This is a genomic window from Lacibacterium aquatile (genome assembly GCF_042683105.1).
Taxonomy (GTDB): Bacteria; Pseudomonadota; Alphaproteobacteria; order Elsterales; family Elsteraceae; genus Lacibacterium; species Lacibacterium aquatile.
Genome location: NZ_JBHUIP010000012.1, coordinates 345461 through 369475, shown reverse-complemented (window position 1 = coordinate 369475; position 24015 = coordinate 345461). Strand labels below are relative to the sequence as shown.

Genomic DNA, 24015 nt, shown 5'->3' with positions numbered 1-24015 from the left:
CGGGGGAGCCCTTGCGGTGTTCTAGACCCGGCCTTTGAAGGCCGGGCCACCGTCTTTGGATCAGACTTCTTTGTAGAGTGCGTACTGCAGATCGTCGCCGTTTGGCAGTATGGCCGGATCCAGCCACTGCTTGGTTGCGAAGACGTTGGCTTCGTGGGTCAGCCAGATATAGGCTGCCGACTTGTCCATTTCCTTCTGCAGGTCGATGTAGAGCTGGTTGCGCTTTGCCGTATCGTCGGTCGAGGCCGCTTCGGTGTAGATCTTGTCGAAGGTCGGGCTGTCCCAGCGCTGCCAGTTCCAGACGCCGATCTGTTCCTTGACGAACCACTGGGTGTGGAACGCCGGATCGGCCTTACCGCCGAAACGCTGGAGCGAGAGTTCCAGGTTCTTGCCGCTCTCGCCCTTGCCGACGGACCAGAAGGCGCCGCCGTCCAGAACTTCGAGCTGCAGATCGATGCCGACTTCCTGCAGCATCGCCTGGATGACGACACCGGCAGTCTGATAGGCCGGACGGTTCAGCAAGGTCAGCTTCAGTTTGGTGCCGGGCTTCACGCCTGCTTCGGCCAGCAGCTTCTTGGCGCCGGCAACGTCGCGCTTATAGACCGGCGCGTCCTTCCAGTAGCCCAGCAGGCCCGGTGCAATGATGGAGCGGGCAGGCTTGACCGCGCCGTTGAAGGCGGCCAGCACAACCTCGTCCACATCGATGGCCTTGCGGATAGCCTCGCGGACCTTGATGTCGTTCAGCGGGGCTTTTTCGACGTTGAGGCCGATCCAGACGAAGTTGATCGAATCGAGGTTGATCACCTTGGTGCCGGGGATCTTCTCGAATTCCTTGGCCGACGCCGGTTCGATGACCGTGAAGTCCAGTTCGTTCGAGCGGAAGGCCAGTTCGGCGGTCTTCGGGTCGGCGATGGGACGCAGCACGACTTCATTGAAGCTGGGCTTCGCACCCTTCCACTCCGGATTGAGGCGCAGCACGACCTTCTGGTTCGGCACCCATTCGGCGATCTGATAGGGACCGGAGCCGATCAAGGTGGTCTTCACCTTGTCGCCCAGGGCCTCGAAAGCCTTCTTGGAGATGATGGTGCCCGAACCGTCCGGCAGCGTGGTCAGCCACAGCGACGGGGCCGGGTTCTTCAGCAGGATCTTGCCGGTATATTTGCCGGTAACCTCGACCTTATCCAGGGCAGCCCAGTCGGAGGCATATTCGGACTTGGTGCCGTTGGGGCCTGCGGTCTGGAAACGCTCGAACGAGAATTTCACGTCTTCGGCGGTCATTTCGCCATAGCCGCCGGTGAAGTTCTGGCCGGGCTTCAGTTCGAAGGTGATTTCGGTCGGCGAAACCTTCTCGATCGATTTTGCGGCATCAAGCTCCCATTCGAACTGACCCTTCTTGAAGGAGATCAGCTTCTGGGTGCAGGCGCGGATGATGGTTTCTTCGATGTAGCTGACGCGATTGGCCGGGTCGAGGCTCTGGAAATCGCGGGCGATGCGCAGGGTGATGCGTTCGCGGGCAGCAAAGGCGGGATTCATTGCCCCGAACGGCAGGGCAGCCGCACCAGCCAATAGGCCGCTGGTCTTCAGGAACGCGCGACGGGTAACCGGAAATGCCATTGGAAATCCCCCATTCGGCCCCCAGGGCCGATGTTAAAGCCGATAAACGCCTGATTCCCCACGGGCTCTTTTCTGCGCATCAGGATGCCGGAAAGGGCCCGAATTCATCTGGGTGGCTTAACGCCAGCCTCTTGTGGTTCCAACTATACATGCTTAGACAAGCTACGCAACGACGATAAAACCCATCGTCATTTTGGGTAATAAAGTTACTCTTATGTTCCCGCATGGGACGCGGAAATAGGCGACCTTAGACCCCGCCGCCCTGCAGGAAGCGGCCGCCGATCTGATACCGCGACCCTGGGTAGAGCAGGCGCGCGGTGCTGACGACTTTGCCGTTCGACCAGGTGCGGCGGTTGACGCGCAGGCAGGGTTCTCCCCGCTCTATATCCAGTAGTTTGCGTTCCGCTGTATTGGCCAGCACCGCCTCGACGATATGCTCGCCTTCGGACAGGGGGGCCTGCCGCATCAGGTAATGGTGCGGTGTTTCGCGGTTGAAGTTGATCTCAAGATAATTGGGCAGGATCTTGGGATTGACGTAGCGATCCTCGATCTGCACCGGCACGCCGTTTTCGCTATGGGCGAGGATGGTGTGGAAGACGGTCGCCAGCGGTTCGCCGAAATGCAGGGCGACCTCCTCGCTGGCGGTTTCCTCGGTATGAAGAATCACTTCGCAAGAGTGGCGATGGCCGCGCTCGCCAATCTCCTCGGCAATCGAGCGGACTTCCATCATCGGTGCCTGACGCTTGGCGCCCGCAACAAAGGTGCCGACGCCATGGACGCGCACCAGTACGCCTTCCTGAGTCAGTTCCCGCAGGGCGCGATGAATGGTCATGCGGCTGATGCCGAGGTCACGGACCAGGGTGTTTTCCGACGGGATCTGCTCGTCCGCAACCCAGCGACCGCTGCGGATATTCTCCTGGATGACGTCCTTCAGCCGCTTGTAGATCGGCGAGGAGCCCTCCGCGAGGATCAGGGGCTTCGTCCGTTCGGATGCCTGCACGCCCATCTACCTGCTGTCTGGTGATACCGTCCCCGACATTCTATAACCGATTAGGCATGTCTTTACAGCCACGCGATGCCGCAGCCCGATCAGAGGATACAAAACATGAGCGCCCCGTCTGCCGATATCCGTGTGATCCGCCGCGATGACCATAAGCTGGTTCCTTGGCGCAATGGCGGTGGCGTGACGCGGGAAATCGCCCTGGCACCGGACGAACGCGGGGCGCTGGGATACGCCTGGCGCCTCAGCCAAGCGACTGTCTCTGAGCCGGGGGCTTTCTCGGAATTTCCCCATAGCGACCGCACGCTGCTGGTCCTGTCGGGGGAGGGGCTGGAGCTGACGGTCGCGGGCGTGCCGACCGTGCTGGCGCTTCACGAAGCCTTGGCATTTCCCGGAGACGTGCCGACCCAGGGGCGTCCGATGGCTGGGCCGGTCGAGGATCTCAACATCATCTGCGACCGGCGGCTGACCCGTCATGAGATGCGGCTGCTGCGGGCGGGCGACGCCGCACCGGCCGCCGATGCAACCTATCTTGCCGTGGCGCTTGTGGATGGGACAGTGGTTGCAGCCTCAGGCCGGGCTTACGATCTTGCCATGCTCGATACCGTGCAGTCCGCTGGGGCAGCGCTCTCGGTCACTGCCGGTATCGTTGCGCTGATCGAGATCATCCGCGAGGAGCTGGTTTAGAGCCGGTCTCAGCTTCGGACGAAGATTGAATTGCCGGGATCGAAATAGATCTCGGTATAGCGCTGCTCCAGCAACTCGCGACACTTGACGCCGACCTCCACCAGGGCGGCGTTGCGGGCGAAGTCGGGATGGCGGTCCAGCAGCTCGATCACAATGACGCCGGGCTGCCAGCGGTCGAGGTCGAGACCGAGCAAAGCGTCATATTCGCTACCCTCCACATCAAGGACGAGGAGGTCGAAAACCTGCGGGAATTTTTGCTGCTCCAGCACAAAGTTCAGCGGAAACTGCCAGGCGCTCTGGCGTTCGTTTGCGAAGAGGGACTGGGCGTAATAGAGCATGCGAATTTCTTCCAGCAGCTCTGGCACCGAGGTTGTCGACATCATGGCCAGGTCAAGGGTCAGTTGCCCGAAGTCCTTGCCTGCTGCACCCTGGAGCACCGTGACGCCAGCGTTATGCCGATGGCGGTTGCGGCATAGCTCGAAGAACTCCCGCACCGGCTCCAGATAGACACCTCTCCAGCCCAGATCGGCCAGGAAGCTGGTGTTGGAGAAACTATCGCCGTCATAGGCCCCGGTTTCAAAGAAGATGCCGTCCCGCTTCTGACCGAAGAGATGTTCGTAGATCACCGACAGATTGGGGATTTGACAGTTATAGGGCGGCCGATAGAAGCGCCCTTCTGTTGCCGGCTGATAATGCTCCTCAATCACCCAGCCCAACTCACGCGCCAGATCCCGCGCGGCACGCAGCCCGTTAAAAAGGTCCGGCGTTTCGGTTACCAGCCTATCCATTGCCTCGCGGGCGCTTTTGAGATCCCCTCCGTCCCGCAGCTTCATGACGGCGATCAACCGGCGAATATGGGTAAGGCTATAATTGTCGGCTGAAAGCTCCAGCATCGGCGTGATCTTACGTGCGTCGGATGTAAACAGTGTTCGATTCGTCGATATGGTCCACGACGTAATGTTTCGACAGGATCTCGCGGCAACGCATGGCGGTTTCCATCAGGGTGGCGTTCTTGGAGAACTCCGGATGGCGATCGCACAACTCGATGATGATCATCTTCGGTTGCCAATGGTCGAGGTCGAGGCCCTTTAAGGCTTCATACTCAAAGCCTTCAACGTCGAGCACCATCAGATCGAAAGCCTGGGGAAATTTCTGCTGTTCGAGCACAAAATTCAGCGGAAAGCACCAAGCCTGCTGTTTTTCACCTGATACATAGTCGCTGACGTAGTCCATGTCGCGCGCCTCGGCCAGGAACTCCGGCACGGCCGTTGTCGACATGGCGGCCATATCGAGCGTCAGGGTGCCGAAATCGGCGGCTGCAGCCCCTTGTAGGACGGTGACGTTCGGGTTGACCGCATGGCGCAGGCGGCAGAAATCGAAATAGGTGCGGATCGGCTCCAGATAGACGCCTCGCCATCCCAGATCGGCCAGAAAGGACGTGTTGCTAAAAGTTTCACCATCGAAGGCGCCCGTTTCGAAGAAGATGCCATCGGTCTTGCGGCCGAAATGCTTTTCCAGCAACGCTGGCAGCGGTGGGATCTGGCAACTGGCGGGTGGCTGATAGAAACCATCGCCGATGGTCGGGGCGAGATGCTTGGTGTCCCAAAGGCCCAGCTCGCGGGCAAGCAGAGTGGTCGCGGGCTGCTTTTCCAGCGCCTCTGGGAATTTCTCGATAGCAGCTGTCAGCCAATATTCCGCGATGTTCCTGAGATCGCCTTTCGAAAGGCCGATGAGGTTAATGACCTCCTGCAGGAACAGATCGCTTTGGTTCGAGCCTTTGCCCATTTCCTCAACTTTCCAAATCAGCGGCGCACGTAGATGGTGTTGCCTTTGTCGGAGATATATTCCTCGTAGAAGGGGTTCAGTTTCTCTCGGCACCGGTCGCAGCTTTCCTGCAAGACCGGGTTACCGCTGAAACCTTCTTCCTGGTCCAGAAGCTCGATAATAACGACGTCGGGCTGCCAATAATTGAGGTCCAGCCCGGCAAGGGCCTCATATTCAAACCCTTCGACATCAAGAACCATAAGGTCAAACCGCTGTGGCAGCTTGGCCTGTTCGAAGATGAAATTCAGCGGGAATGTCCAGGCCTTGCGAACAGAATTGCTTAAGTAAGGGCGAGCATATTCCATCTTTTCCACTTCGGCGAACATGGCCGGGTTGGCTGTAGAGGACATCATGGCGAGCTGGATATCTATCGAGCCAAAGTCCGCGCCCGCCGCTCCTTGCAGCACAGACACATTGGGGTTGACCCTGTGCCGGATACGGCAAAGGTCATAAAACTCCTGGATTGGTTCCAGATAAACGCCGCGCCAGCCGATATCGGCAAGGAAGCAGGTGTTGCTGAAACTTTCGCCATCAAAGGCGCCTGTCTCAAAGAAAATGCCGTTGTTCTTGCAGCTGAATAGCTGTTCACAAATTTCGGCGTAGTTCGCTATCTGACTGTTGTAGGGCACGTGGTAATAATTGCCCCGGACAATGTCGAACATGTTCTTGCCGGGGCGCAGACCCATTTCTCGCATCAGGAGCGCCAGATAGGATCGGGCCGCGCCCTTATGGGAAGGGTCGTCTAAGCGCTCTTTTAGCCAAGCGGCCGCTTTGTCGACATGCTTGTTATCGTAAGCGTCGATATTGAAGAGCAGTTCTCTCACAAGAAAAAGATCTGCTTCCTTCATCGCCATCTCCGACTGTCAATTCATGGAATCTCCTTCTACCCATAGAATGGACAAGCGGAATCTACCAGAGATTCAATGGTATGACGGGTGAAGATATTGGTCAAAAGGATCGGATGTAATCGACCAGCGGCCTCAGATCGAAGGGTGTGATACCCTCGACACCGATCGGCAGTTGTGGGCGTAGTCCGGTTTGAATCCCCCGCAACCCTTCACCCAGCACGTCGGTAGCGATGCCGCGCAGATCGATGGCCCAGGCGGCGATGGCGCTTTCCAGCGTCACCAGCACCCAGGCATCCTCCAACAGGCGACGGGTGGCATGGACCGATTGCGGCGCCAGCCCGCCCACATCCTCCACCCCATCGCAGACCTGACCGTGATAGAGCAGGCTGGCCGGGGCCGCATGGTGGGTGGCCGACGCGACCTTGGCGGCGGCAATATGACCGAGATTCAGGAACTGCACCCCGCCGATGGCGCCCGGCGTGGCGGCCAGCCCGGTCGGCAAGCTGCTGAAGCTTGGCCATTGCAGCTTGTGGATCCGCTCCCCGCAGGCCTGCAGGGCCTTGGCGAGAGCGAGGCGCAAAGCATCGAGCGCAACCGCCAGCAGGGTGTTTTCCATATTGCCGTGGGACACGGTAACACCCGCTGCGATATCGACGGTGGGGTTGTCGACCGAAGCGTTGAGTTCGGTCTCCAGAATGCCCTGCGTCCAGGCCAGGGTTGCATAGGCGGCGCCATGGATCTGCGGGGTGCAGCGGAAGCTCAAGGGATCCTGCAGGAAGCGCTGCTCCCCACCAGTCCAGAGGCGGCTGCCGGAAAGGAGGGCGCGCAGATGGCTGCCAGCCTCGATCTGCCCGGGCTGCGGATGAGCACGTTCGACCGCTTCGCCCCAGGCGTGAGGGTTGCCGCGGAAGCCTTCCAGTGACAGTGCCGCTGCCCGGTCCAGCGCCTTCAGCAGCCGGCGGGCGTCATGCACGGCAACCGCAGCCTCGGCCAGGGTCAGCGTGTTGCTGTTCATCAGCGACATGGCTTCCTTGGCGGCGAGGCCTCCCGCGACCGTCGGCCCGTCGCTCTCCCCGCCCGGGCCCGGCAGGCCTAGCAGCGGCAGGGCCATCTGCGAGAGGGATACGATGTCCGAGGCGCCGACCGAGCTGCCCGACTGCACATCGGGGGTAAGCCCGGCATTGAGGCGCAGCAGCAGAACCTCCACCAGTTCAGGGCGCACGCCCGAGCGGCCGGTGGCAAAGAGATTGAGCTGGATGGCAAGGGCGGCGCGCACCGCCTCGGGCGTGACGGCATCGCCGGGGGCGAAGGTCGAATGACCGACGATGACGCGGCGGTTGAACTCGATCAGTTCATGTTCTGCCAGCGCATAATCCTTTTGGGATCCGAAGCCGGTGGTGATGCCATAGGCCGGGACCTTGCGGGCAACCATGTCCTCGACCACGGCGCGGCCTGCCTGAATACGGGCCTGGGCGGTGGGGGCGAGGGAAACTGTGACGCCGCCGCCTGCAATGCGGGCCAGGGTCGCAAGGGTCAGACTCTCGCCATCCAGAACGACGGCGGCAGCGGTGGTCATAGGCTGGTCCTCAAGGCTTCGGCTTCAGAGGCTCCGCCGTGCTGGGGCAGCGGGCGGTAGGCCGGGTGCAACGGATGATGATGACGGGTCAGGAAATAGCGCCGCGCCACATCTGTATAGCCATCATAGACCAGACCCTGGTTCTTGATCAGCACCGCTTCACGGCTTTCGCGATAGGCGGCGGGGATAGCGTACCAGGGCAGGCATGGCCGGTCGTGGTGAACCACATGCAGGTTATTGTGCAGGAATAGCAGCCCGAAGACAGGGGTGTTCTCCACAATGGCGGTGCGATGGTCAGGCTCGTCGGCGGCGCGATGTTCGGCAAAGGAGCGGATCAGCGCCAGCGCATAGCCGGGATAAACCGCCAGCATCAGATACTGCCAAAGCGGGACGTCGCAGACCAGAACCAGCCAGGCGCCGACGGCGATCACGCCCAGCATGTGCCGCAGCCAGATGCCGCGCCGCCCGGTCCAGCCCGCCAGCACCAGCCGGGCTTCGGCGATCAGGAAGCGGCCAATGCTCCAACCCGGACCGATGAGAAGACGTCCCGGCAGCGTGTTGTAGACGTCGCGCAGGATACGGCCCAGCGGGCCAAGGCGCTCATAAGCTTCCGCCGTCACATATTGGCTTTCCGGATCGTCGAGTGGATCGGTCAGTCGCGTGTCATTGTGGTGGGCGAGGTGGCTGTCGCGATAGAGGCGATAGGGCAGCCAGAAGCTCAAAGGCGGATAGCCGATGGCATCGTTGATCCATTGGTTTTTGGTCGGATGGCCGTGCAGTACCTCGTGCTGAAGCGACATATGCCAGGCGACGAGCCAAGCGCCCGCCGCCAGCAGCACCGGCCAGGGCAACTGGTTCCAAAAGAAGGTGAGAAGACCCCAGCCGCCATAGATCGCGACGATCAACCCCCAGGTGGGCAATTCCCACTGGCGGACGATCCCTCGATTTTTCCGTTGGCGAGCCATAGTTGCGGTCTCCTTTCTTGGGTCAGGAAACCGCATGGGGCCGTTTTGTGACAACGCGGGAATGCGCACAATATAAGGTATCTGCGCACAAAAGATTGTTGATGCGGCGAAATCGAGTAGATTGATGCGAATCATCATCAATAGATGCTGGATATCATCAGATGCGCAGCGGTGAGCGCCACGATACGGTCCGTATTTTCCGGGAGCGTCTGCTGGAGGTGATCCGCCGGACGGGCCTCAGCCAGACGGCCTTTGCCGAGGCCGTTGGGATCGACCGCTCGACCCTCTCCCAGCTTCTGTCACCGACCAACGAGCGTTTGCCGCGCATCGACTCGATCATCGGCGTTGCCCATTACGCCCAGGTTTCGCTCGACTGGCTGTTCGGCCTCACGCAACAGGATAGTCTGGGCGCGGACGTGGTGCCGGAGACGTTCCAGGTGGAGCGGAATGCCCCTTCGCCGTTGGACGAACGGCTGTTGCGCTGGCATGCGGAGGCGGCGGGCTACAAGATCCGCCATGTGCCGACCTCTTTCCCGGATGTGCTGAAGACCGAAGCGGTCATCAATGTCGAATATTCCGACTATTTCGCCCGCTCGCCCAAGCAGCGGATCGAGACGACCCAGGCGCGTCTCGCCTATCTGCGCCAGCCCGAAACCGACATGGAGGTCTGTACGTCTTTGCAGGCTATCGAAGGCTTCGCGCGTGGGGAGAACGGCTGGTCGGAGTTATCGCCAAAGGATCGGCGGGAGCAGATCGATCACATCATCGATCTCTGCAACGAACTCTACCCGTCGTTCCGCTGGTTCCTGTTCGATGTCCGGCAGGTTTTTTCCGTGCCGATCACGATCTTCGGACCGCAGCGGGCGGTCATTTATATCGGGCAGATGTATTTTGTCTTCCATTCTACCGATCACATCCGCACTCTGGCGCAGCATTTCGATAGTCTGATCCGCGCCGCCGTCGTGCAGCCGACAGATATCCCCCGCTATCTCGAGCGTCTCCGCTCCCATATCCGATAGAGCGTCCCATGAGCCTGATCGCCGGCCTTCCGATGTATGACTTCCCCGAGGTGCGCCTACTGACTGACGGGCTGTGGAGTGCCATTCAGGCTCATCTGAAGGCCGCCGGGATAGAGGCCCCGGCAAACTTGACGCGCCCGGCTGATCTGATGGGCTTCTGGCGCTCGCCCGATCTGCTGCTGGGGCAGACCTGCGGTTATCCCCTGACCCGCCACCTGACTGATGCGGTCCAGGTGGTCGCGACCCCTCACTATACCGCACCGGGGTGTGTCGGGGCCTGGCATTGCAGCGTCATCGTGGTGGCAGCCGATTCGCCGGTGAAATCCCTTGCCGATCTGCGCGGCAAGACGGCGGTGATCAATGAACGTGGCAGCAATACCGGCATGAACCTGCTGCGGGCCTCTATAGCCCCCTATGCGGAGGGACGGCCTTTCTTCGGCGCCGTGATCGAAAGCGGTGGCCATGCCAAGAGCATGGAGGATGTGGGTGAGGGGCGGGCCGATGTCGCCTCTCTCGACTGCGTGACTTTTGCGATGATGCAGCGCTATCGGCCGGAAAAGGCGGCGCGCGTGCGGGTGCTGGCGGAAACGCCGTCGACGCCAGCACTGCCCCTGGTAACCGCCGCGCGGACGCCCCACGGCACGGTCGATGCCCTGCGCGCCGCCTTGATGGCTGCTGCCGCAGATCCTGAACTGGCGGTCCTGCGCGAGGCGCTGTTCATCGATAAGTTCGAGGTACTGCCGGTTGAAGCCTATAAGCGTGTCGTCGCCCTGGAACAGGGGGCGGAGGCGGCTGGCTATCCTGTTCTGGTCTGACCCTTCAGTCGAGGGGGGTGAACTCGTTTATCAGGCCGGGTTCATCGTGGAAGGTAATCTTGATCTGTTTCTTGGTGGCTTTTATTCCCTTGATGTCGATCTTGAAGATACCCTGCGCACGGACATCCCAGCCCGCCAGTTTTTTGGTATTATTGGTGTAGTTGCTGTTGCGGCTGGAGCTCAAGGCATCCATCGGAGACGGGAACAGCCGAGGGTTTTTGCCGGGTAGGTCCTTGAGCTGTTTAGTATTCAAGTTCTGCCCACCGCTCAGCATGAACTCCCAAAAATCGTCCAGAAGGCCCCTCGTCGTGCCATCTTGAGATAAGCTTTTGCCATACTTCGCTTCTAATTTTAGCCAGAAATTAAGGACGGCTTTGCCGGAGAACTTAAGTTCCAGGTCGCTCCCATTTAGGTCTTTTATCGTGTAGACCACGGTCGATAGATGGCTGAAATTCGACCCCATCAGGTATTTTTTTATACCGTCGATATAGAGGTCGTTTTGACCTTTCAGCAGCTTCCCGGTGCGCCGAGTCTCATAGGCGCAGATGAACCATTTGCCCTGCGAACGCGCGAGATCCGTCACATTATTGGCGTTCCGATAGGGCACTCCCTTGGCCGCCAAGGCATTGCACAGGGGGAAAAAGGCCACGATCTTCTCGGAGACTATCTGAAGGGCCTTGTCATATTTCAATATGAGCTCTTCGCGGAGAGGGGGTTGTTTACGGATCTCCTCGATTTCCTCCGGTGGAATATGTTCATCAGGCTTCATCATAAGAGGTTCAAAGCCGATCTTGCCGGTTAAGAAATTCAGGAACCAGAAATGACCGGTCTCGAATCCCTTTGCCGGGCCGTTGCAGATCGTAACGAACGAATCGTCCACCCATTTACGGGCGATTTCCACCTTCGGCTGAAATGCGTCTCGATAGAGCGTGCAGTCGACCATATACTCCCAAAGAAGCGCCGGGCGTAGTTCAAGACCCGGTTTGTCGCCCTTCACCCAGAAAGGCATATGGGAAAAGCGGCCCTTGGTATTCTTGTAAAGCGTAGCCGTCTGCTTGCCCCACTTCAGAAAAAGGCCGGCTGCCAGCCATTGGTAAGAGTGTGGAAACTCCCCATGACCTAAGGCGAATGAATCCTTCCAAAGACGCCGATCGCCGAGAAGTTGTCCAAAATCTGCGGGCTGGGCGCCTGCGGTCAGGACGATCAGGTCGATATTTTCGAACCCAAGACTAAATCCGACACGCGATATGGCACGGGTATAGCGATTCGGCATCTCAATGAGATCGTCTTCGTTATAGGCCAGCCAGATCGCTTTCGAGAGGAGTTCGAGGGCGATGGGGACTTTTCCCGGTCGTTCAGTAAGTCGAGGAAATTGACGTAATCGAGGAGATCGGAGGAAGAGATGCCTCCGTTACCGCTATTCCGGAAGAAGGAGGTAAGGCGGAGCTTAATGTCGTCCTTCCCGTTCATTTCGACGGGCATGGGTTTAAGGGGTTTGATCTGTAAGCGGGACGGTGCTTTTTTCTGCGGCTTTTTGGAAATCAGGTCTTCAGACACCGGCTTCTCCCTGAACCAGTTGGTCGTGTGCGGGAGAAATATCGTATGCGCACGGTTGAGTTGTCCAGGCAGGTTTCCTGTCAGCGCATCCCGTGCTTTTCAAGCAGGTGATCGTATGACCCATCGCCTTTCATTTCGGCTAGGGCCTTATTGAAATCGCGGGCGATTGCCTCGGCCTCGGGATGCTCGCGCGAAATCGCGTAATGCAGCGGGTTTTCGCTAAGAGCGCCCGGTGCCAGTTCCAGCATCATCCTCAGGTCGGATAACTGGGTATTGAGGACGTACCGCAGGATCAGTTCATCCTCGACCGTCAGATCGATTCGCCCGGCGGATAGCTTGCGCAAATTGGTGACGACGCTGGCGGCTTCCTCGCGCTTGAAGCTGGCGGCTTTCAGAAAGTCCTCATCATAGGCATAGCCGGGGATCGTGCCGATGGTCTTGCCGTTCAGGTCGCGCAGATCCCGATAGGCAAACGGCTCGTTGGTTCGTTTGGCGAAGACGAGGCGATTCACGGCAAACGGCTCAGTGAACAGCATAGTCTTTTCACGATCTGGCGTTCTCCAGACGCAGGTCAGGATGTCATAGGTTCCGTCCTGCACCCCGGCCAGCGCGCGGCTCCAGGGCAGCATTTCTACCTCGACCTCATGGCCCGCACGGCGCAAGGCGGCAGTCAGCAGCTCGTTGGCAAAGCCCTGCTGCGGGCTGGCGACATCGGAAAACGGCGGGTAATCGACCAGGGCGGCAACAGACAGTTTCGCGGCAACCGCGTTTCCAGCCCAGAAAAGAGCCAGACCGACCAAACAGAACACCCTCGGCAAGCCGAGTTTCCGCATCTCGTGTTCCCCCAACCGATTGCGGCAATAAGCTGCAAAATCTTACCATGGTGCATGGGGGCGCGCGACGAAGTAAGACAGGTGACGGTAAAGCTTACAGGGGTGGTGCTGACGAAAGGTTCAAGCTCTGAAGTGGTTCAGCAGTTCGGCGACAATCCTGTCGGCGTCATCGGCTGCGACGATGCAGGACCCGGAACGCCCATGGCCTGTACCGCCGAAATGCACCATGGCCGCGCCGATATCGATGGTCGCCGTGCGGTCGAAGATGGAGCGGCCACAGGCGATCATCACGCGGCCATCGGGCGTTGGTCCGACGCGGATCGACAGGCGGGCCGCCGGAAATAGCGCATAGGCGATGAAGCGGTTGCCTGCCGGTATATGCTCGGCATGGCGGAAGTCGATCATCACCACCTCGCCCTCCATGCGGGCCGTCGAACCGATCTGTTCTTCAAAGCGCGGGGCTTCCTGGCGATAGATCTCGGATCGAGCCGCAACCTCTGGCCGGGCCAGGATGCTTTCGATGCTGTCATGGCGCATCGGCTCGATGAGCCCTTCCAGGAAACCCATGGTTTCTGCCGCCTTGAAGCCGCCGCGCCGCTCGACGCCCGTGCGGGGATCCAACAGGAAGGCGAGCAGCGCCCAGCCGCGCGGCTCCAGCACATCGGCGGCCGTCCAGCCCGCCTGGGCCGCACGGTCGGCTGCGGCCAGCATGGGGTCGAGGCGAGCAGGAAAAACCCACGGGCCGCCAAAATGCTGAAAGACCAGCCGGGCGCTCGACGGCGATTCTGCATCGAGGACCAGATTGGAGACAACCGGAGCCCGCTCGATCTCCGCGCCATGGTGATCGAACGCCAGATGGCATCCGTCGGCGTAGGGAAGGTCGGTCAAAATGTCGCGGGCGGTGACGGCGATCCGGTTGGTCAGCAGGTCATCGGCATGGATGAACTTCACCTCGTTGATCAGCCCAAGCTCGGTCAAAAGCGCGGCCGAAGCCAAACCGTCGATATCTCCACGCGTCAGCAACCGATACGTACCGACCATGTCCTTTTCCCTCCCCAGGTGAGCCTCTCGGGTTGCTCCCGCGGCCGGACGATCTTAAAACGCAACGCTAGAACAACAAATGTCCCGCAACGACGGGCAACGGAAGGGTCCGACCATGAGCACCTTCGATTTCCACCCGATGATACCGCATCTGGAGGACACTACACCTTATCGTAAGCTAAGCGGCGACTTTGTATCCACGATTAGTATCGATGGGCAGGAAGTGCTCAAGGTGGAGCGCGAGGCGTTAGCCCTGCTGACCGCCGCTGCTTTCCGCGACATGAGCCATCTGCTGCGCCCAGGACATCTGGCCCAGCTGCGCGCGATCCTCGACGACAAAGAGGCCAGCCCGAACGACCATTACGTCGCCTATGACCTCTTGAAGAACGCCAATATCGCGGCGGGCGGCGTGTTGCCGATGTGCCAGGATACCGGCACCGCGATCATCATGGGCAAGAAGGGCCAGAAGGTCTGGACCGGCTATGATGACGAAGCTGCCCTGTCCGAAGGGGTGCGCCGGACCTATACCGAGACGAACCTGCGCTACAGCCAGGTCGCCCCGCTGAATATGTATGACGAGGTCAATACGGGCGATAATCTGCCGGCCCAGATCGACCTCTACGCGACCGAGGGCGATGCCTATAAGTTCCTGTTCATGGCCAAAGGTGGCGGTTCGGCGAACAAGACGTTCCTGTATCAGCAGACCCGCGCGGTGCTGAATCCGACGAACCTCATGAAGTTCCTGGACACTCAGATCCGCACGCTCGGCACTTCGGCCTGCCCGCCCTACCATCTGGCGATTGTCATCGGCGGCACCTCGGCCGAAATGACGCTGAAGACGACCAAGCTGGCCTCTGCCCGGTATCTCGACAATTTGCCGACCGAGGGGAATAAGTTCGGCCAGGCTTTCCGTGACATCGAGCTGGAAAAGCAGGTGCTGGAACTTACCCGCCAGATGGGCATCGGCGCCCAGTTCGGCGGCAAGTATTTCTGCCATGACGTGCGTGTGATCCGTCTGCCGCGCCACGGCGCAAGCTGCCCGATCGGCCTTGGCGTCTCCTGTTCGGCCGACCGCCAGATCGCCGGGAAAATCACCAAGGACGGCATCTTCCTGGAGCAGCTGGAAGCCAATCCGGCGAAATATCTGCCCGAAGTGGACGAAGCCAGCCTGGGTGGCGATGTGGTGCAGATCGACCTCAACAAGCCGATGTCGGAAATCCGCGAGATCCTGTCGCGTTATCCGATCAAGACTCGCCTGTCGCTGTCGGGTCCGGTGATCGTTGCCCGCGATATCGCCCATGCCAAGATCAAGGAACGTCTGGATCGTGGCGAGGGTCTGCCGGATTACGTCAAGGATCGCGTTATCTATTACGCCGGTCCGGCCAAGACCCCCGAAGGCATGCCGTCCGGTTCCTTCGGCCCGACCACGGCAGGCCGCATGGATAGCTATATCGATGCCTTCATGGCGGCGGGCGGCAGCTTCGTCAGCCTTGCCAAGGGCAACCGCTCCAAGGCGGTGCTGGATGCCTGCAAGAAATACGGCGGCTTCTACCTCGGCTCCATCGGCGGTCCGGCTGCCCGTCTGGCCCAGGACTGCATCAAAAAGGTCGAGGTGCACGAGTATCCCGAACTTGGCATGGAAGCGGTCTGGAAGATCGAAGTGGAGAATTTCCCGGCCTTCATCGTCACCGACGACAAGGGCAATGACTTCTTCGCGGGCATGACCGGGTAGTTGTTATTTTCACACTAGGACCGTCATCCCGCACTTGATGCGGGATCTCGTCCGGGCTGTTCCGCCTCGGATAGGCCCTGCATCAAGTGCGGGGTGACGGTCCTCTTTTTGGAACGCGGCACCCGCTCTACCGCGGGTGTTTCCGCCGTTCGACCAGGGCCATGCTCAGATACATCCGGCCCGGTGCCTCCGGAATGCAGGTTCCTGCCCAGGTGGCGGGGCGACCGGATTGCAGGGTGATCAGACGCTCCGATAGTCGCCGCCCGCCTTTGCAGGCAATGGCGATCTCGGCACAATCCGCATCCGAACCGGGGCGCAGGATCGCGCGCAGGGGTTGGCCGATGAAATTCTCCACCTCCTCGCCCAGGATCTGACGCAGTGATCCGTGGAGCGATACGATAGTCACCTCCTGGTCGATCTCCACCAGAATATCCGCCCGTGACAAGGCGAAAGCCAGGAGCTTGGCCGTCGAGAGACTGTCCTCGCCAGCCTGATATGCTGTCTCGCGGCTTAAAATCAGACTCGGCATGAATGTATCGCTCGATCTTATAAGTTGTAGAGGTGTGGGATCTCTCCCATGCTTCTTGGGTTACTCGCTCTATTGTGTCAGCGATCCTTACTCAATTGCAAATTATCGTTAATCAGAGCGTGAATTGTAACAGGTCGTAAGCATTCATTTGATTTTGATATCGCGGTATTTCGATCTGCGTCGAGGCAGATGTTTTCCGGCATTCTGTTCGAAAAACCGCGACGATTGGGTAAGAAAACTGCCGGTTCGTGCTTCACAAAGACAGATCCATGCGGCAAGGTTTGCCAGTCCGAAGGCTCACATCTTCTGCTGTGCCCGAAGTTTAGGGAGACCCAATGAAAATCGCCGTGTTGAAAGAGCGCGCACCCAATGAAGCGCGTGTCGCGGCCTCGCCGGAAACCGTCAAAAAGCTGATCGCACTGGGGGCCGACGTTACTGTCGAAGCCGGGGCCGGTGTATCGGCCAGCGTGACCGACGATGCCTTCACCGCCGCTGGCGCCACCATCGCCAAGGACGCCGCTGCGACTGTCGATGGCGCCGATATCATCCTCAAGGTTCAGCGTCCGCTGGGTGCGGGCGAGGGCGCGGTGGACGAACTGGCCCTGCTGAAATCAGGACAGGTCGTGATCGGCGCCCTGGCGCCCTTCGGCGACCATGTGCCTGCCCTTGCCGCCAGCGGCGTCACGGCCTTTGCCATGGAATTCGTGCCGCGCATCACCCGTGCGCAAGTCATGGATGTGCTGTCCAGCCAAGCGAACCTTGCCGGGTATCGCGCGGTGATCGAGGCGGCTGCCGCCTATGCCCGCGTCTTCCCGATGATGATGACGGCGGCAGGTACGGTAGCGCCTGCCAAGACCTTCATTATGGGTGTCGGTGTCGCGGGGCTGCAGGCCATCGCGACCGCCCGTCGCCTGGGCGGTGTGGTCTCCGCGACCGACGTGCGTCCGGCGACCGAAGAACAGGTGGCAAGCCTTGGCGCCAAATTCATCGCCGTGAAGGACGAGGAATTTGCCCAGGCCCAGACCTCGGGCGGCTATGCCAAGGAAATGTCGGACGGCTATAAGGCCAAACAGGCGGCGCTGGTCGCCGAGCATATCGCCAAGCAGGACATCGTCATCACCACGGCGCTGATCCCCGGTCGCAAGGCCCCGACCCTGGTGACGGCGGCGATGGTGCAGAGCATGCGTCCCGGCTCGATCATCGTCGATCTGGCGGCCGAGCAGGGCGGTAATTGCGAGCTGACCAAGCCCGGCAAGGTGATCGAGAAGCACGGCGTCACCATCATCGGTACGCTCAATCTGCCGAGCAAGGTTTCGGCCGATGCTTCCGCGCTTTATGCCCGTAACCTCCTGGCGTTCCTGACCCCGCTGATCGACAAGGAGACCAAGTCCCTGAAGATCGACGAGGCCGACGAGATCGTCAAAGCGTCCCTGATCGCCAAGGGCGGCGCGGTCGTTCACCCGAATCTGCTGCCCAAGGGCTGAGGAGGAACAGAATGTCTCCTGAAGAATTCCGCCAATCGGCCCAGTCGCTGGCCGACAATGCCCATCGCCTGGGTGACGAGATCCAGGCGCTGGCCCTCAATGCGCAGACGCTCGCCAGTCAGGCCGCTGCCGATGCCGGGGTCGACCCTTCCATCGGGGGGCTGACCGTTTTCGCGCTCGCCTGCTTCGTTGGCTATTACGTCGTCTGGAAAGTGACGCCCGCGCTGCATTCGCCGCTGATGGGTGTCACCAACGCGATTTCGTCCGTCATCATCGTCGGTGCGATCATCGCCGCCGGGCCTGCCGATTTCGGTCTGGCCCAGGTCATGGGGTTCCTCGCCATCGTCTTGGCTTCGGTCAATATCTTCGGCGGTTTCATCGTGACCCAGCGTATGCTGTCGATGTTCAAGAAAAAGACGAAGTAGGGAGCGCCGCATGTCAGCCAATCTTTCGGCGCTCGCCTACCTCGCGGCGTCCATCCTCTTCATCCTGTCGCTGCGGGGGCTCTCCAGCCCGGAAACCGCGCGCAAGGGTAACTTCTACGGCATGCTCGGCATGGGTATCGCGATCGTCACGACGCTCGCCATGCCCGGTGTCATGGGCTATCCGGTCATTCTTGCCGGTATCGTCATCGGCGGTGCCATCGGCACGGTGATCGCCCGCAAGATCCAGATGACGGCCCTGCCGCAGCTGGTCGCGGCCTTTCACAGCCTTGTCGGTCTGGCGGCGGTCTTTGTTGCCCTGGGCGCCTTTTCCGATCCGGCCTCCTTCCATCTGCTGAATGCCAATGGCGTTCTGAAGGTCGCAAGCCGCATCGAGATGAGCCTCGGCATCGCCATTGGTGCCATCACCTTCACTGGCTCCATCATCGCGTTTGGTAAGCTGCAGGCCCTGATCTCGGGCAAGCCGCTGATGTTCCCCGGCCAGCATTTCTTCAATCTGGCGCTGGGTGTCGGCATCGTTCTGGGCATCGTCTGGTTCACCATCAACCCCAGCTGGACGGCCTTCCTGCTGGTCACCATCCTGGCGCTGGCGCTCGGCTTCCTGCTGATCCTGCCCATCGGCGGTGCCGATATGCCGGTCGTCATCTCGATGCTGAACAGCTATTCCGGCTGGGCGGCCTCGGGCATCGGTTTCACCCTGCAGAACAACCTGCTGATCGTGACCGGCGCGCTGGTCGGCTCCTCGGGCGCGATCCTGTCCTACATCATGTGCAAGGGCATGAACCGTTCGATCTTCAACGTCATCCTCGGCGGCTTCGGCACCGATGGCGGCGCGGCAGCGGTGGCGGGCGGCAGCTCGGGCGACAAGTCCGTGAAGCCGGGTTCGGCTGACGACGCGGCTTTCATCATGAAGAATGCATCCTCCGTCATCATCGTGCCGGGTTACGGCATGGCGGTGGCTCAGGCCCAGCATGCCCTGCGCGAAATGGCCGATATCCTCAAAAAGGAAGGCGTCTCGGTGCGCTATGCCATCCATCCGGTGGCGGGGCGTATGCCGGGTCACATGAACGTGCTGCTGGCCGAAGCCAATGTGCCTTATGACGAGGTGCTGGAGCTGGAAGAGATCAACCGTGATTTCGGCACCGCCGATGTCGCCTATGTGATCGGCGCCAACGACGTGACCAATCCGGCGGCCAAGACCGATCCGGCATCGCCCATCTACGGCATGCCGATCCTGGACGTCGAAAAGGCCAAGACCGTGCTGTTCATCAAACGCTCGATGGCCACCGGCTATGCGGGTGTCGATAACGAGCTGTTCTTCCGCGACAACACCATGATGCTGTTCGGCGATGCCAAGAAAGTGACTGAAGACATCGTCAAGGCGATGGAGCATTGATCCTTCGGATCAATGCTCTTGTGCGTGGCCTATCGCGCTTTGCGCTACTTGAGGCGAGGAGATGTTCCTGCTGGCCTCAAGTAGGCCAACGCAAAGACCCCGCCCCTTACCTGTCATCCAGGTAGGGGGCTTTTATTTTGTCGATGCTGCCGTCCCGCTCCATCTCTTCCAGCGCGATATCCAGGGCGTCGCGCAAGGCTTCGCCGCCGGGCATGCTGCGGCCGATGCCGATGTAGTTGGGATCCAGGCAGATCGGTTGGGGCGATATCGTAATTTCCTGAAGAGCGATGCCAGCCCTGGCGGCAGCAGTTTCGACAGTAGTCTTGCCCCCGGAGAAGACCGCTATATCGACCCGCTGGCGGACCAGAAGATTAAGGCGGTGTGCGCCGTCGGGCGTTTCGAGCACTGTGGATGCTTCGGCGATATCGCGATTATAGGTCGGGCAATATCGCGCGCCCCGGCTGACGGCGACCCGTTGTTTAGGCAGGGTCGGAAACCAGTTCGCGAACTGCGGATCCCCGCTGCGATAGACCAGCAGCACCGGATCGATGAACATCGGATAGTTGGTATAGAGGTAATCCACCTCTCGCTGGGCGGTGCGGGAAAAGCCGACGATGATCCCTAGCCCGTCCCGAGAATTCTGTAAGGCGCGCGCCCAGGGTATTGCCTCGGGAGAGCCCTGTCGCCCGATCCGGCGTAAAGCTTCCAGCGCGATATCGAAGGCATAGCCTCGGGCCTTGCCATCTTCGAGATAATATTTGGGTGGCGTCTGATCCGAGCCAAAAATACGGACCGGACGCTTATCGTCCGCCGCCAAAGCCTGATTGCCTACCAAAAGGCTTGTGGTAAGCAATAAAAGGAGTTTAACGCAACCCATGCGGGATGATAGCGCATTCAGCTGCGGTCGATACAAGTGAAACCGGTGCCTGCCGTGAATCGGCCAAGGAATTGCGTCTTTCGACGTCGCTGTGTTAGCCGCAAATAGTTCTTCTAGTCGGTTATAGTTCGTTTTTCCCTTCGAATATGGAGATATGATCCTTCCTAAAGGCTTTTAGAAGTCTGCGCCGTGGGAGGCGCGCATCTGTTCGATGGCGCCATCCCACCCACCCCTAGGGTCCGAACGGGCGAGTGACAGTTATCTTAAGGCCTTTAGCGGCGCGACCAGAGTTCGCGTGTCGCCAGGATGGCGCCGCCGACGATAAGGATAGCGGCCAGGCCGGCGGCGGCCGTTGCTTCACCCTTGCCGAACAGGATCAGCAGCAGGGTGGAGAACAGCGGGGTGGTGTAGCTCACGGCTCCTAATGCGCGGATGTTTCCGCGCTTGATCCCCACGTCCCAGAAGAAGAAGGCAGCCCCCAGCGGGCCAAGGCCAATGGCCAGCAGAACCAGCCCTTCGCGCAAGGAAATTGTATAGGCAGGCTCGAACGCGAGATGCATCAGCAGGGCCAGGGCAGCTGTGCCGCCGCACAGGGCGATCACGAACTCTGTCGGAACCGCGGCGCACCAGCGGCGGGAGGCCACCGAATAGCCTGCCCAGCAGACCGCGCAGCCGATGCCGGCCAGATACCCCGGCAGATATTCAAGCTTCGGGGCAAGGCCCGGCCCAGCCACCAGCATTGCGGTCCCGGCCAGCCCCAGGGCAGCACCGGCCCAATGATACCAATAGGGCCGCTCCCCCGGCAGGAAGGAAGAGAAGAGCACGATCAGCAGCGGCCAGAGGTAATTCAGCAGATTGGCTTCGACCGGCGGCGCATTCTGCAGGGCGATGAACAGTAGCAGGTGATAGCCGAATAGCCCGGCGATGCCGATTGCCCAATCCTTGAAGGGGCGGTTCAGCAACCGGCCGAGGCCATTGCCCTTCGCCAGCCACCAGATGATGCCGATGATCGCAGAGACTGCAAAGGCGAGACCGGTCAGCAAAAACGGCGGGATAGGGCCGGCGAGTGTGGCCAGCAAGGCCAGCGCGGGCCAGATGACCAGGGCGAGACCGCCGATCAAGGTAGCCTTGTTGGAGGCCGCCACTGCCTTATCCGTCACAGCTTTCATCCTTTGCAAAGTCGAGGCTCGTGCTTGCCCGAGTTTGCAGGTCGGATCAAGTGCAAGGTTTGTGCAGTCTATGCCGATCTTTGTGCAGCGACAGCCGGGCTAGAAAAGCTTTCCACCATTCGGGACGCCCGTTGACGGCTGGACAAGCACGACGGCGCCCTTTTCGTCCGGAAAGCCCAGGACCAGCACCTCGGACATCCATTTGCCGATCTGCTTGGCGGGGAAATTGACGACACCGGCCACCTGACGGCCCACCAGTTCGTCGAGCTTGTAGTGCACCGTGATCTGGGCGGAGGTCTTCTTGAGGCCGATCTCGGGTCCGAAATCCACGATCAGGCGATAGGCGGGTTTGCGCGCCTCCGGAAAATCCATCGCTTGCGTGATGGTGCCGACGCGGATATCGACGCGCTCGAAATCGGAATAGGTGATCGTATCGCTCATGGGTTAGGCCCAGGTTTCTGCTAGCTGACGCTGAATTTCCCATACGCTGCGCAAAGACCGCAAGGCTTCGCGCGGGGTAACCCCGGCAGCCTCGGCCCGGCCCTTGCGTATGGCGGCGCAGAAGACTGCAAGCTCGGTCGCCAGCGATTGCCCCTGCACGACCATCACCGGCTCCAGAGCAAGATCCGATCCATTGGCGTCCGATCCGTCAATTAGGGCTCGGCTAGCCCGTACTTCCTGGGTCAGATAATTCACGGCCAGCAGACCGCTTGCGGTCTGGATCAGCAGCTCCCGGATTCGGGTCTGGGTCATTCGGCTGGCGGTGACCGTTGCCATGACCTTACCGTCGAAATCCAAGAGCGCACTTGCGTGGTCGGCGACCCCAGGCTTGTTGCGTGCGATGCCATGGGCCGAGAGCGCAGTGGGATCGGCTACGGCGAGAAATTGGATCACATCGAGATCATGGACCATCAGATCGATGATGACGTCAGTATCGAGAATCCGCGCGGAACCGGGGTTGAGGCGTCGCGCCTCCATCATCAGGATCGTTTGATCCTTCAGCAGCTCGGCGGCCTTGCGGATCGCCGGGTTGAAGCGCTCGACATGACCGACGGCGACCGGCACGCCGGCCTTGTCGGCGGCTTCGATCAGCAGCACGCATTCCTCACGCGTGACGGCCAGCGGCTTTTCAATCAGGCACGGTATCCCACGGGACAGGAGAGCCTGCCCCAGTACCGCGTGCGTAACCGACGTCGTGGCGATGACAGCCCCATCGACACCGCTCGGTAACTCACCAATGCTGCCCAACGCCTGGGCGCCGTAGGTTTCCGCCAGAGTCTTTGCGCGGGTTAGGTCGGCATCGACGATATAGCCGAGCTCGACCCCCTCCATGCCCGCCAGTGTGCGGGCATGGTTGGCGCCCATGGCGCCCGCGCCGACAACCGCGACGGAAAGCGCCGCGCTCATCGGTTGGCCAGGATCGCCTGACGGGTTGCCGCGATGATGTAGTCCTGAACGTCGGTTGCCAGATAGGGATGCATCGGCAGCGAGAGGCATTCCTTGGACAGCCGCTCGGTCACGGCCAGACCGGTCGTGGAGACAAGCCCGTACTGATAGGGCGGCTGGGTGTGCTGCGGGCGGGAGTAATAGACCATGGTCGGCACGCCCACATCCTTCAGGGCGGCCTGCACGGCGTCGCGGTTTTTGACCTGGATCGTGTACTGCGCCCAGACCGAAGTGCGGCCCTGGACGAGGCGCGGCACCTGGGTCAGGTCGGCAAGGGCGGCGTGATAGCGTTCGGCCACCGCGTCGCGGGCTTCGATCTCGCTTTCGAAGATCCGCAGCTTTTCGATCAGAACGGCAGCCTGCATGGTGTCGAGACGGGCGGTCAGGCCCAGGCGGACATTCTCGTACTTGTCGGCCGGGCTCTGGCCATGCACGCGGATCGACTTCAGCAGCAGGGCCAATTCGTCGTCGTCGCAGAAGATCGCGCCGCCATCGCCATAACACCCCAGGGGCTTTGCCGGGAAGAAGGAGGTGGTGGTGACATCGGCCAGGGCGCCGATGGGACGGTTGTCGAGGCGGGCGCCGAAGCTCTGGGCGGCATCGGCCATGACCCACATGCCGTTTTCGGCGGCAATCGCATTGATCGCGGGATAGTCTGCGGCCTGACCAAAAAGATCGACCGGGATGATGCCGACCGGATTAAGGCCCGCTGCCTTGGCGACCGGGATGGCGGCCTTCAGGCTTTCGACCGTCATGTTGAAATCGTCGGCCGACACTTCGCAATAAACCGGGGTCGCGCCGACCAGGGCAATCGCCTCGGTGGTGGCGGCGAAGGTGAAGGACGGGCAGAAGACGGCATCGCCCGCCTTAACGCCCTTAGCCATCAGCACCATGATCAGGGCATCGGTGCCCGACGCGCAGGAGATGACGTGTTTGCTGTCGCCCCAGCGGGCCAGTTCGGACTCGAGCTGCGTGACTTCCGGACCCGAGATGTAACCGCCGTGATCGACGACCGCCAGGATGGCTTGATCCACCGCGCTGCCCAGACGGCGGCGCTGCGCCTTCAGGTCGACGAAGGCAATGGGTTCGGCAGGGCGGGCGGGTAGGCTGGTCATCTGACACCTCGAAAACGAGAACGTAAGCATTGAGATGCTGTTGTC

General features: G+C 60.5%; 23 protein-coding genes. 7 read left to right on the top strand and 16 right to left on the bottom strand.

The annotated features are described in order from the left end of the window. Positions 1 to 60 precede the first annotated feature (60 nt). Together ACFSM5_RS13335 and hutC are read right to left on the bottom strand one after the other, a co-directional pair. Positions 61 to 1614, bottom strand: a complete 1554-nt coding sequence (locus ACFSM5_RS13335; protein ID WP_379876923.1) for an ABC transporter substrate-binding protein — start codon at positions 1612 to 1614, stop codon at positions 61 to 63. A 247-nt stretch (positions 1615 to 1861) separates the two neighbouring features. Beyond that, positions 1862 to 2614: a histidine utilization repressor gene (gene hutC / locus ACFSM5_RS13330; RefSeq protein ID WP_379876922.1), complete on the bottom strand. Its 753-nt coding sequence runs from the start codon at positions 2612 to 2614 to the stop codon at positions 1862 to 1864. A gap of 105 nt (positions 2615 to 2719) precedes the next feature. Between hutC and ACFSM5_RS13325 the strand changes: the two genes are divergently transcribed. After that, positions 2720 to 3301 carry a HutD/Ves family protein gene (locus tag ACFSM5_RS13325; protein WP_379876921.1) on the top strand — a complete coding sequence of 194 codons (582 nt, stop codon included), beginning with the start codon at positions 2720 to 2722 and terminating at the stop codon, positions 3299 to 3301. Positions 3302 to 3309: 8 nt separating this feature from the next. Here ACFSM5_RS13325 and ACFSM5_RS13320 read toward each other — a convergent pair whose 3' ends face one another. The 5 genes from ACFSM5_RS13320 to ACFSM5_RS13300 all read right to left on the bottom strand — a co-directional run bounded on the left by ACFSM5_RS13320 (position 3310) and on the right by ACFSM5_RS13300 (position 8514). Then, positions 3310 to 4194, bottom strand: a complete 885-nt coding sequence (locus ACFSM5_RS13320; protein ID WP_379876920.1) for an FkbM family methyltransferase — start codon at positions 4192 to 4194, stop codon at positions 3310 to 3312. Positions 4195 to 4204: 10 nt separating this feature from the next. Then, positions 4205 to 5086 carry an FkbM family methyltransferase gene (locus tag ACFSM5_RS13315; RefSeq protein WP_379876919.1) on the bottom strand — a complete coding sequence of 294 codons (882 nt, stop codon included), beginning with the start codon at positions 5084 to 5086 and terminating at the stop codon, positions 4205 to 4207. Between the two features lie 17 nt (positions 5087 to 5103). After that, on the bottom strand, positions 5104 to 5973 hold the full coding sequence (locus tag ACFSM5_RS13310; RefSeq protein ID WP_379876918.1) for an FkbM family methyltransferase: 870 nt from the start codon (positions 5971 to 5973) through the stop codon (positions 5104 to 5106). 100 nt (positions 5974 to 6073) lie between these two features. Then, positions 6074 to 7549: an aromatic amino acid lyase gene (locus ACFSM5_RS13305; protein WP_379876917.1), complete on the bottom strand. Its 1476-nt coding sequence runs from the start codon at positions 7547 to 7549 to the stop codon at positions 6074 to 6076. After that, on the bottom strand, positions 7546 to 8514 hold the full coding sequence (locus ACFSM5_RS13300) for a fatty acid desaturase (protein WP_379876916.1): 969 nt from the start codon (positions 8512 to 8514) through the stop codon (positions 7546 to 7548). The genes ACFSM5_RS13305 and ACFSM5_RS13300 overlap by 4 nt, the downstream gene beginning before the upstream one ends. Before the next feature lie 161 nt (positions 8515 to 8675). On the opposite strand from ACFSM5_RS13300, the gene ACFSM5_RS13295 reads away from it, so the two are divergent. Both ACFSM5_RS13295 and ACFSM5_RS13290 read left to right on the top strand, forming a co-directional pair. Next, entirely contained in the window at positions 8676 to 9533 is an 858-nt protein-coding gene (locus tag ACFSM5_RS13295) for a helix-turn-helix domain-containing protein (protein WP_379876915.1), read from the top strand. Between the two features lie 8 nt (positions 9534 to 9541). Next, positions 9542 to 10348 (top strand): phosphate/phosphite/phosphonate ABC transporter substrate-binding protein, encoded by an 807-nt coding sequence (locus ACFSM5_RS13290; RefSeq protein ID WP_379876914.1) that lies wholly within the window; start codon positions 9542 to 9544, stop codon positions 10346 to 10348. Between the two features lie 4 nt (positions 10349 to 10352). Here the strand turns inward: ACFSM5_RS13290 and ACFSM5_RS13285 are convergent, their stop codons facing one another. The 3 genes from ACFSM5_RS13285 to ACFSM5_RS13275 all read right to left on the bottom strand — a co-directional run bounded on the left by ACFSM5_RS13285 (position 10353) and on the right by ACFSM5_RS13275 (position 13779). Continuing rightward, positions 10353 to 11621 (bottom strand): hypothetical protein, encoded by a 1269-nt coding sequence (locus ACFSM5_RS13285; protein WP_379876913.1) that lies wholly within the window; start codon positions 11619 to 11621, stop codon positions 10353 to 10355. A 364-nt stretch (positions 11622 to 11985) separates the two neighbouring features. Beyond that, complete coding sequence (locus ACFSM5_RS13280) at positions 11986 to 12738, bottom strand: substrate-binding periplasmic protein (protein ID WP_379876912.1); 753 nt, start codon at positions 12736 to 12738, stop codon at positions 11986 to 11988. 120 nt (positions 12739 to 12858) lie between these two features. Beyond that, the gene (locus ACFSM5_RS13275; protein WP_379876911.1) at positions 12859 to 13779 is read right to left on the bottom strand and encodes an exopolyphosphatase; all 921 of its coding nucleotides are present in this window, start codon (positions 13777 to 13779) and stop codon (positions 12859 to 12861) included. A 115-nt stretch (positions 13780 to 13894) separates the two neighbouring features. Between ACFSM5_RS13275 and ACFSM5_RS13270 the strand changes: the two genes are divergently transcribed. Then, on the top strand, positions 13895 to 15511 hold the full coding sequence (locus ACFSM5_RS13270; protein WP_379876910.1) for a fumarate hydratase: 1617 nt from the start codon (positions 13895 to 13897) through the stop codon (positions 15509 to 15511). A 127-nt stretch (positions 15512 to 15638) separates the two neighbouring features. Here ACFSM5_RS13270 and ACFSM5_RS13265 read toward each other — a convergent pair whose 3' ends face one another. Further along, positions 15639 to 16040, bottom strand: a complete 402-nt coding sequence (locus tag ACFSM5_RS13265) for a hypothetical protein (protein ID WP_379876909.1) — start codon at positions 16038 to 16040, stop codon at positions 15639 to 15641. 335 nt (positions 16041 to 16375) lie between these two features. On the opposite strand from ACFSM5_RS13265, the gene ACFSM5_RS13260 reads away from it, so the two are divergent. From ACFSM5_RS13260 to ACFSM5_RS13250, 3 genes are read left to right on the top strand one after another with little or no spacing between them, the layout of a single operon-like run. Further along, positions 16376 to 17524, top strand: a complete 1149-nt coding sequence (locus ACFSM5_RS13260; RefSeq protein ID WP_379876908.1) for a Re/Si-specific NAD(P)(+) transhydrogenase subunit alpha — start codon at positions 16376 to 16378, stop codon at positions 17522 to 17524. 11 nt (positions 17525 to 17535) lie between these two features. Beyond that, on the top strand, positions 17536 to 17949 hold the full coding sequence (locus tag ACFSM5_RS13255; protein WP_379876907.1) for an NAD(P) transhydrogenase subunit alpha part 2: 414 nt from the start codon (positions 17536 to 17538) through the stop codon (positions 17947 to 17949). Between the two features lie 10 nt (positions 17950 to 17959). Continuing rightward, positions 17960 to 19363, top strand: coding sequence for an NAD(P)(+) transhydrogenase (Re/Si-specific) subunit beta (locus tag ACFSM5_RS13250; RefSeq protein WP_379876906.1), 1404 nt, complete (start codon positions 17960 to 17962; stop codon positions 19361 to 19363). Positions 19364 to 19469: 106 nt separating this feature from the next. Here the strand turns inward: ACFSM5_RS13250 and ACFSM5_RS13245 are convergent, their stop codons facing one another. From ACFSM5_RS13245 to ACFSM5_RS13225, 5 genes are all read right to left on the bottom strand, one after another. Further along, positions 19470 to 20180 (bottom strand): substrate-binding periplasmic protein, encoded by a 711-nt coding sequence (locus tag ACFSM5_RS13245; protein ID WP_379876905.1) that lies wholly within the window; start codon positions 20178 to 20180, stop codon positions 19470 to 19472. 332 nt (positions 20181 to 20512) lie between these two features. Then, a complete protein-coding gene (gene yddG, locus ACFSM5_RS13240; protein WP_379876904.1) occupies positions 20513 to 21409 on the bottom strand; it encodes an aromatic amino acid exporter YddG in 897 nt (298 codons plus the stop codon). Between the two features lie 99 nt (positions 21410 to 21508). Further along, positions 21509 to 21850, bottom strand: coding sequence for a tRNA-binding protein (locus ACFSM5_RS13235; protein ID WP_379876903.1), 342 nt, complete (start codon positions 21848 to 21850; stop codon positions 21509 to 21511). 3 nt (positions 21851 to 21853) lie between these two features. Continuing rightward, entirely contained in the window at positions 21854 to 22816 is a 963-nt protein-coding gene (locus ACFSM5_RS13230) for a Gfo/Idh/MocA family oxidoreductase (RefSeq protein ID WP_379876902.1), read from the bottom strand. Next, on the bottom strand, positions 22813 to 23970 hold the full coding sequence (locus tag ACFSM5_RS13225) for a DegT/DnrJ/EryC1/StrS family aminotransferase (protein WP_379876901.1): 1158 nt from the start codon (positions 23968 to 23970) through the stop codon (positions 22813 to 22815). Before ACFSM5_RS13225 ends, ACFSM5_RS13230 begins: the two co-directional genes overlap by 4 nt. Between the last annotated feature and the right edge of the window lie 45 nt (positions 23971 to 24015).

What these genes read in the sequence shown, in the direction of transcription:
- ACFSM5_RS13335 (WP_379876923.1), bottom strand. Translation starts at nt 1,614, where the DNA reads ATGGCATTTCCGGTTACCCGTCGCGCGTTCCTGAAGACCAGCGGCCTA.
- ACFSM5_RS13325 (WP_379876921.1), top strand. Translation starts at nt 2,720, where the DNA reads ATGAGCGCCCCGTCTGCCGATATCCGTGTGATCCGCCGCGATGACCAT.
- ACFSM5_RS13320 (WP_379876920.1), bottom strand. Translation starts at nt 4,194, where the DNA reads ATGCTGGAGCTTTCAGCCGACAATTATAGCCTTACCCATATTCGCCGG.
- ACFSM5_RS13315 (WP_379876919.1), bottom strand. Translation starts at nt 5,086, where the DNA reads ATGGGCAAAGGCTCGAACCAAAGCGATCTGTTCCTGCAGGAGGTCATT.
- ACFSM5_RS13310 (WP_379876918.1), bottom strand. Translation starts at nt 5,973, where the DNA reads ATGAAGGAAGCAGATCTTTTTCTTGTGAGAGAACTGCTCTTCAATATC.
- ACFSM5_RS13305 (WP_379876917.1), bottom strand. Translation starts at nt 7,549, where the DNA reads ATGACCACCGCTGCCGCCGTCGTTCTGGATGGCGAGAGTCTGACCCTT.
- ACFSM5_RS13300 (WP_379876916.1), bottom strand. Translation starts at nt 8,514, where the DNA reads ATGGCTCGCCAACGGAAAAATCGAGGGATCGTCCGCCAGTGGGAATTG.
- ACFSM5_RS13295 (WP_379876915.1), top strand. Translation starts at nt 8,676, where the DNA reads ATGCGCAGCGGTGAGCGCCACGATACGGTCCGTATTTTCCGGGAGCGT.
- ACFSM5_RS13290 (WP_379876914.1), top strand. Translation starts at nt 9,542, where the DNA reads ATGAGCCTGATCGCCGGCCTTCCGATGTATGACTTCCCCGAGGTGCGC.
- ACFSM5_RS13285 (WP_379876913.1), bottom strand. Translation starts at nt 11,621, where the DNA reads ATGCCGAATCGCTATACCCGTGCCATATCGCGTGTCGGATTTAGTCTT.
- ACFSM5_RS13280 (WP_379876912.1), bottom strand. Translation starts at nt 12,738, where the DNA reads ATGCGGAAACTCGGCTTGCCGAGGGTGTTCTGTTTGGTCGGTCTGGCT.
- ACFSM5_RS13275 (WP_379876911.1), bottom strand. Translation starts at nt 13,779, where the DNA reads ATGGTCGGTACGTATCGGTTGCTGACGCGTGGAGATATCGACGGTTTG.
- ACFSM5_RS13270 (WP_379876910.1), top strand. Translation starts at nt 13,895, where the DNA reads ATGAGCACCTTCGATTTCCACCCGATGATACCGCATCTGGAGGACACT.
- ACFSM5_RS13265 (WP_379876909.1), bottom strand. Translation starts at nt 16,040, where the DNA reads ATGCCGAGTCTGATTTTAAGCCGCGAGACAGCATATCAGGCTGGCGAG.
- ACFSM5_RS13260 (WP_379876908.1), top strand. Translation starts at nt 16,376, where the DNA reads ATGAAAATCGCCGTGTTGAAAGAGCGCGCACCCAATGAAGCGCGTGTC.
- ACFSM5_RS13255 (WP_379876907.1), top strand. Translation starts at nt 17,536, where the DNA reads ATGTCTCCTGAAGAATTCCGCCAATCGGCCCAGTCGCTGGCCGACAAT.
- ACFSM5_RS13250 (WP_379876906.1), top strand. Translation starts at nt 17,960, where the DNA reads ATGTCAGCCAATCTTTCGGCGCTCGCCTACCTCGCGGCGTCCATCCTC.
- yddG (WP_379876904.1), bottom strand. Translation starts at nt 21,409, where the DNA reads ATGAAAGCTGTGACGGATAAGGCAGTGGCGGCCTCCAACAAGGCTACC.
- ACFSM5_RS13235 (WP_379876903.1), bottom strand. Translation starts at nt 21,850, where the DNA reads ATGAGCGATACGATCACCTATTCCGATTTCGAGCGCGTCGATATCCGC.
- ACFSM5_RS13230 (WP_379876902.1), bottom strand. Translation starts at nt 22,816, where the DNA reads ATGAGCGCGGCGCTTTCCGTCGCGGTTGTCGGCGCGGGCGCCATGGGC.
- ACFSM5_RS13225 (WP_379876901.1), bottom strand. Translation starts at nt 23,970, where the DNA reads ATGACCAGCCTACCCGCCCGCCCTGCCGAACCCATTGCCTTCGTCGAC.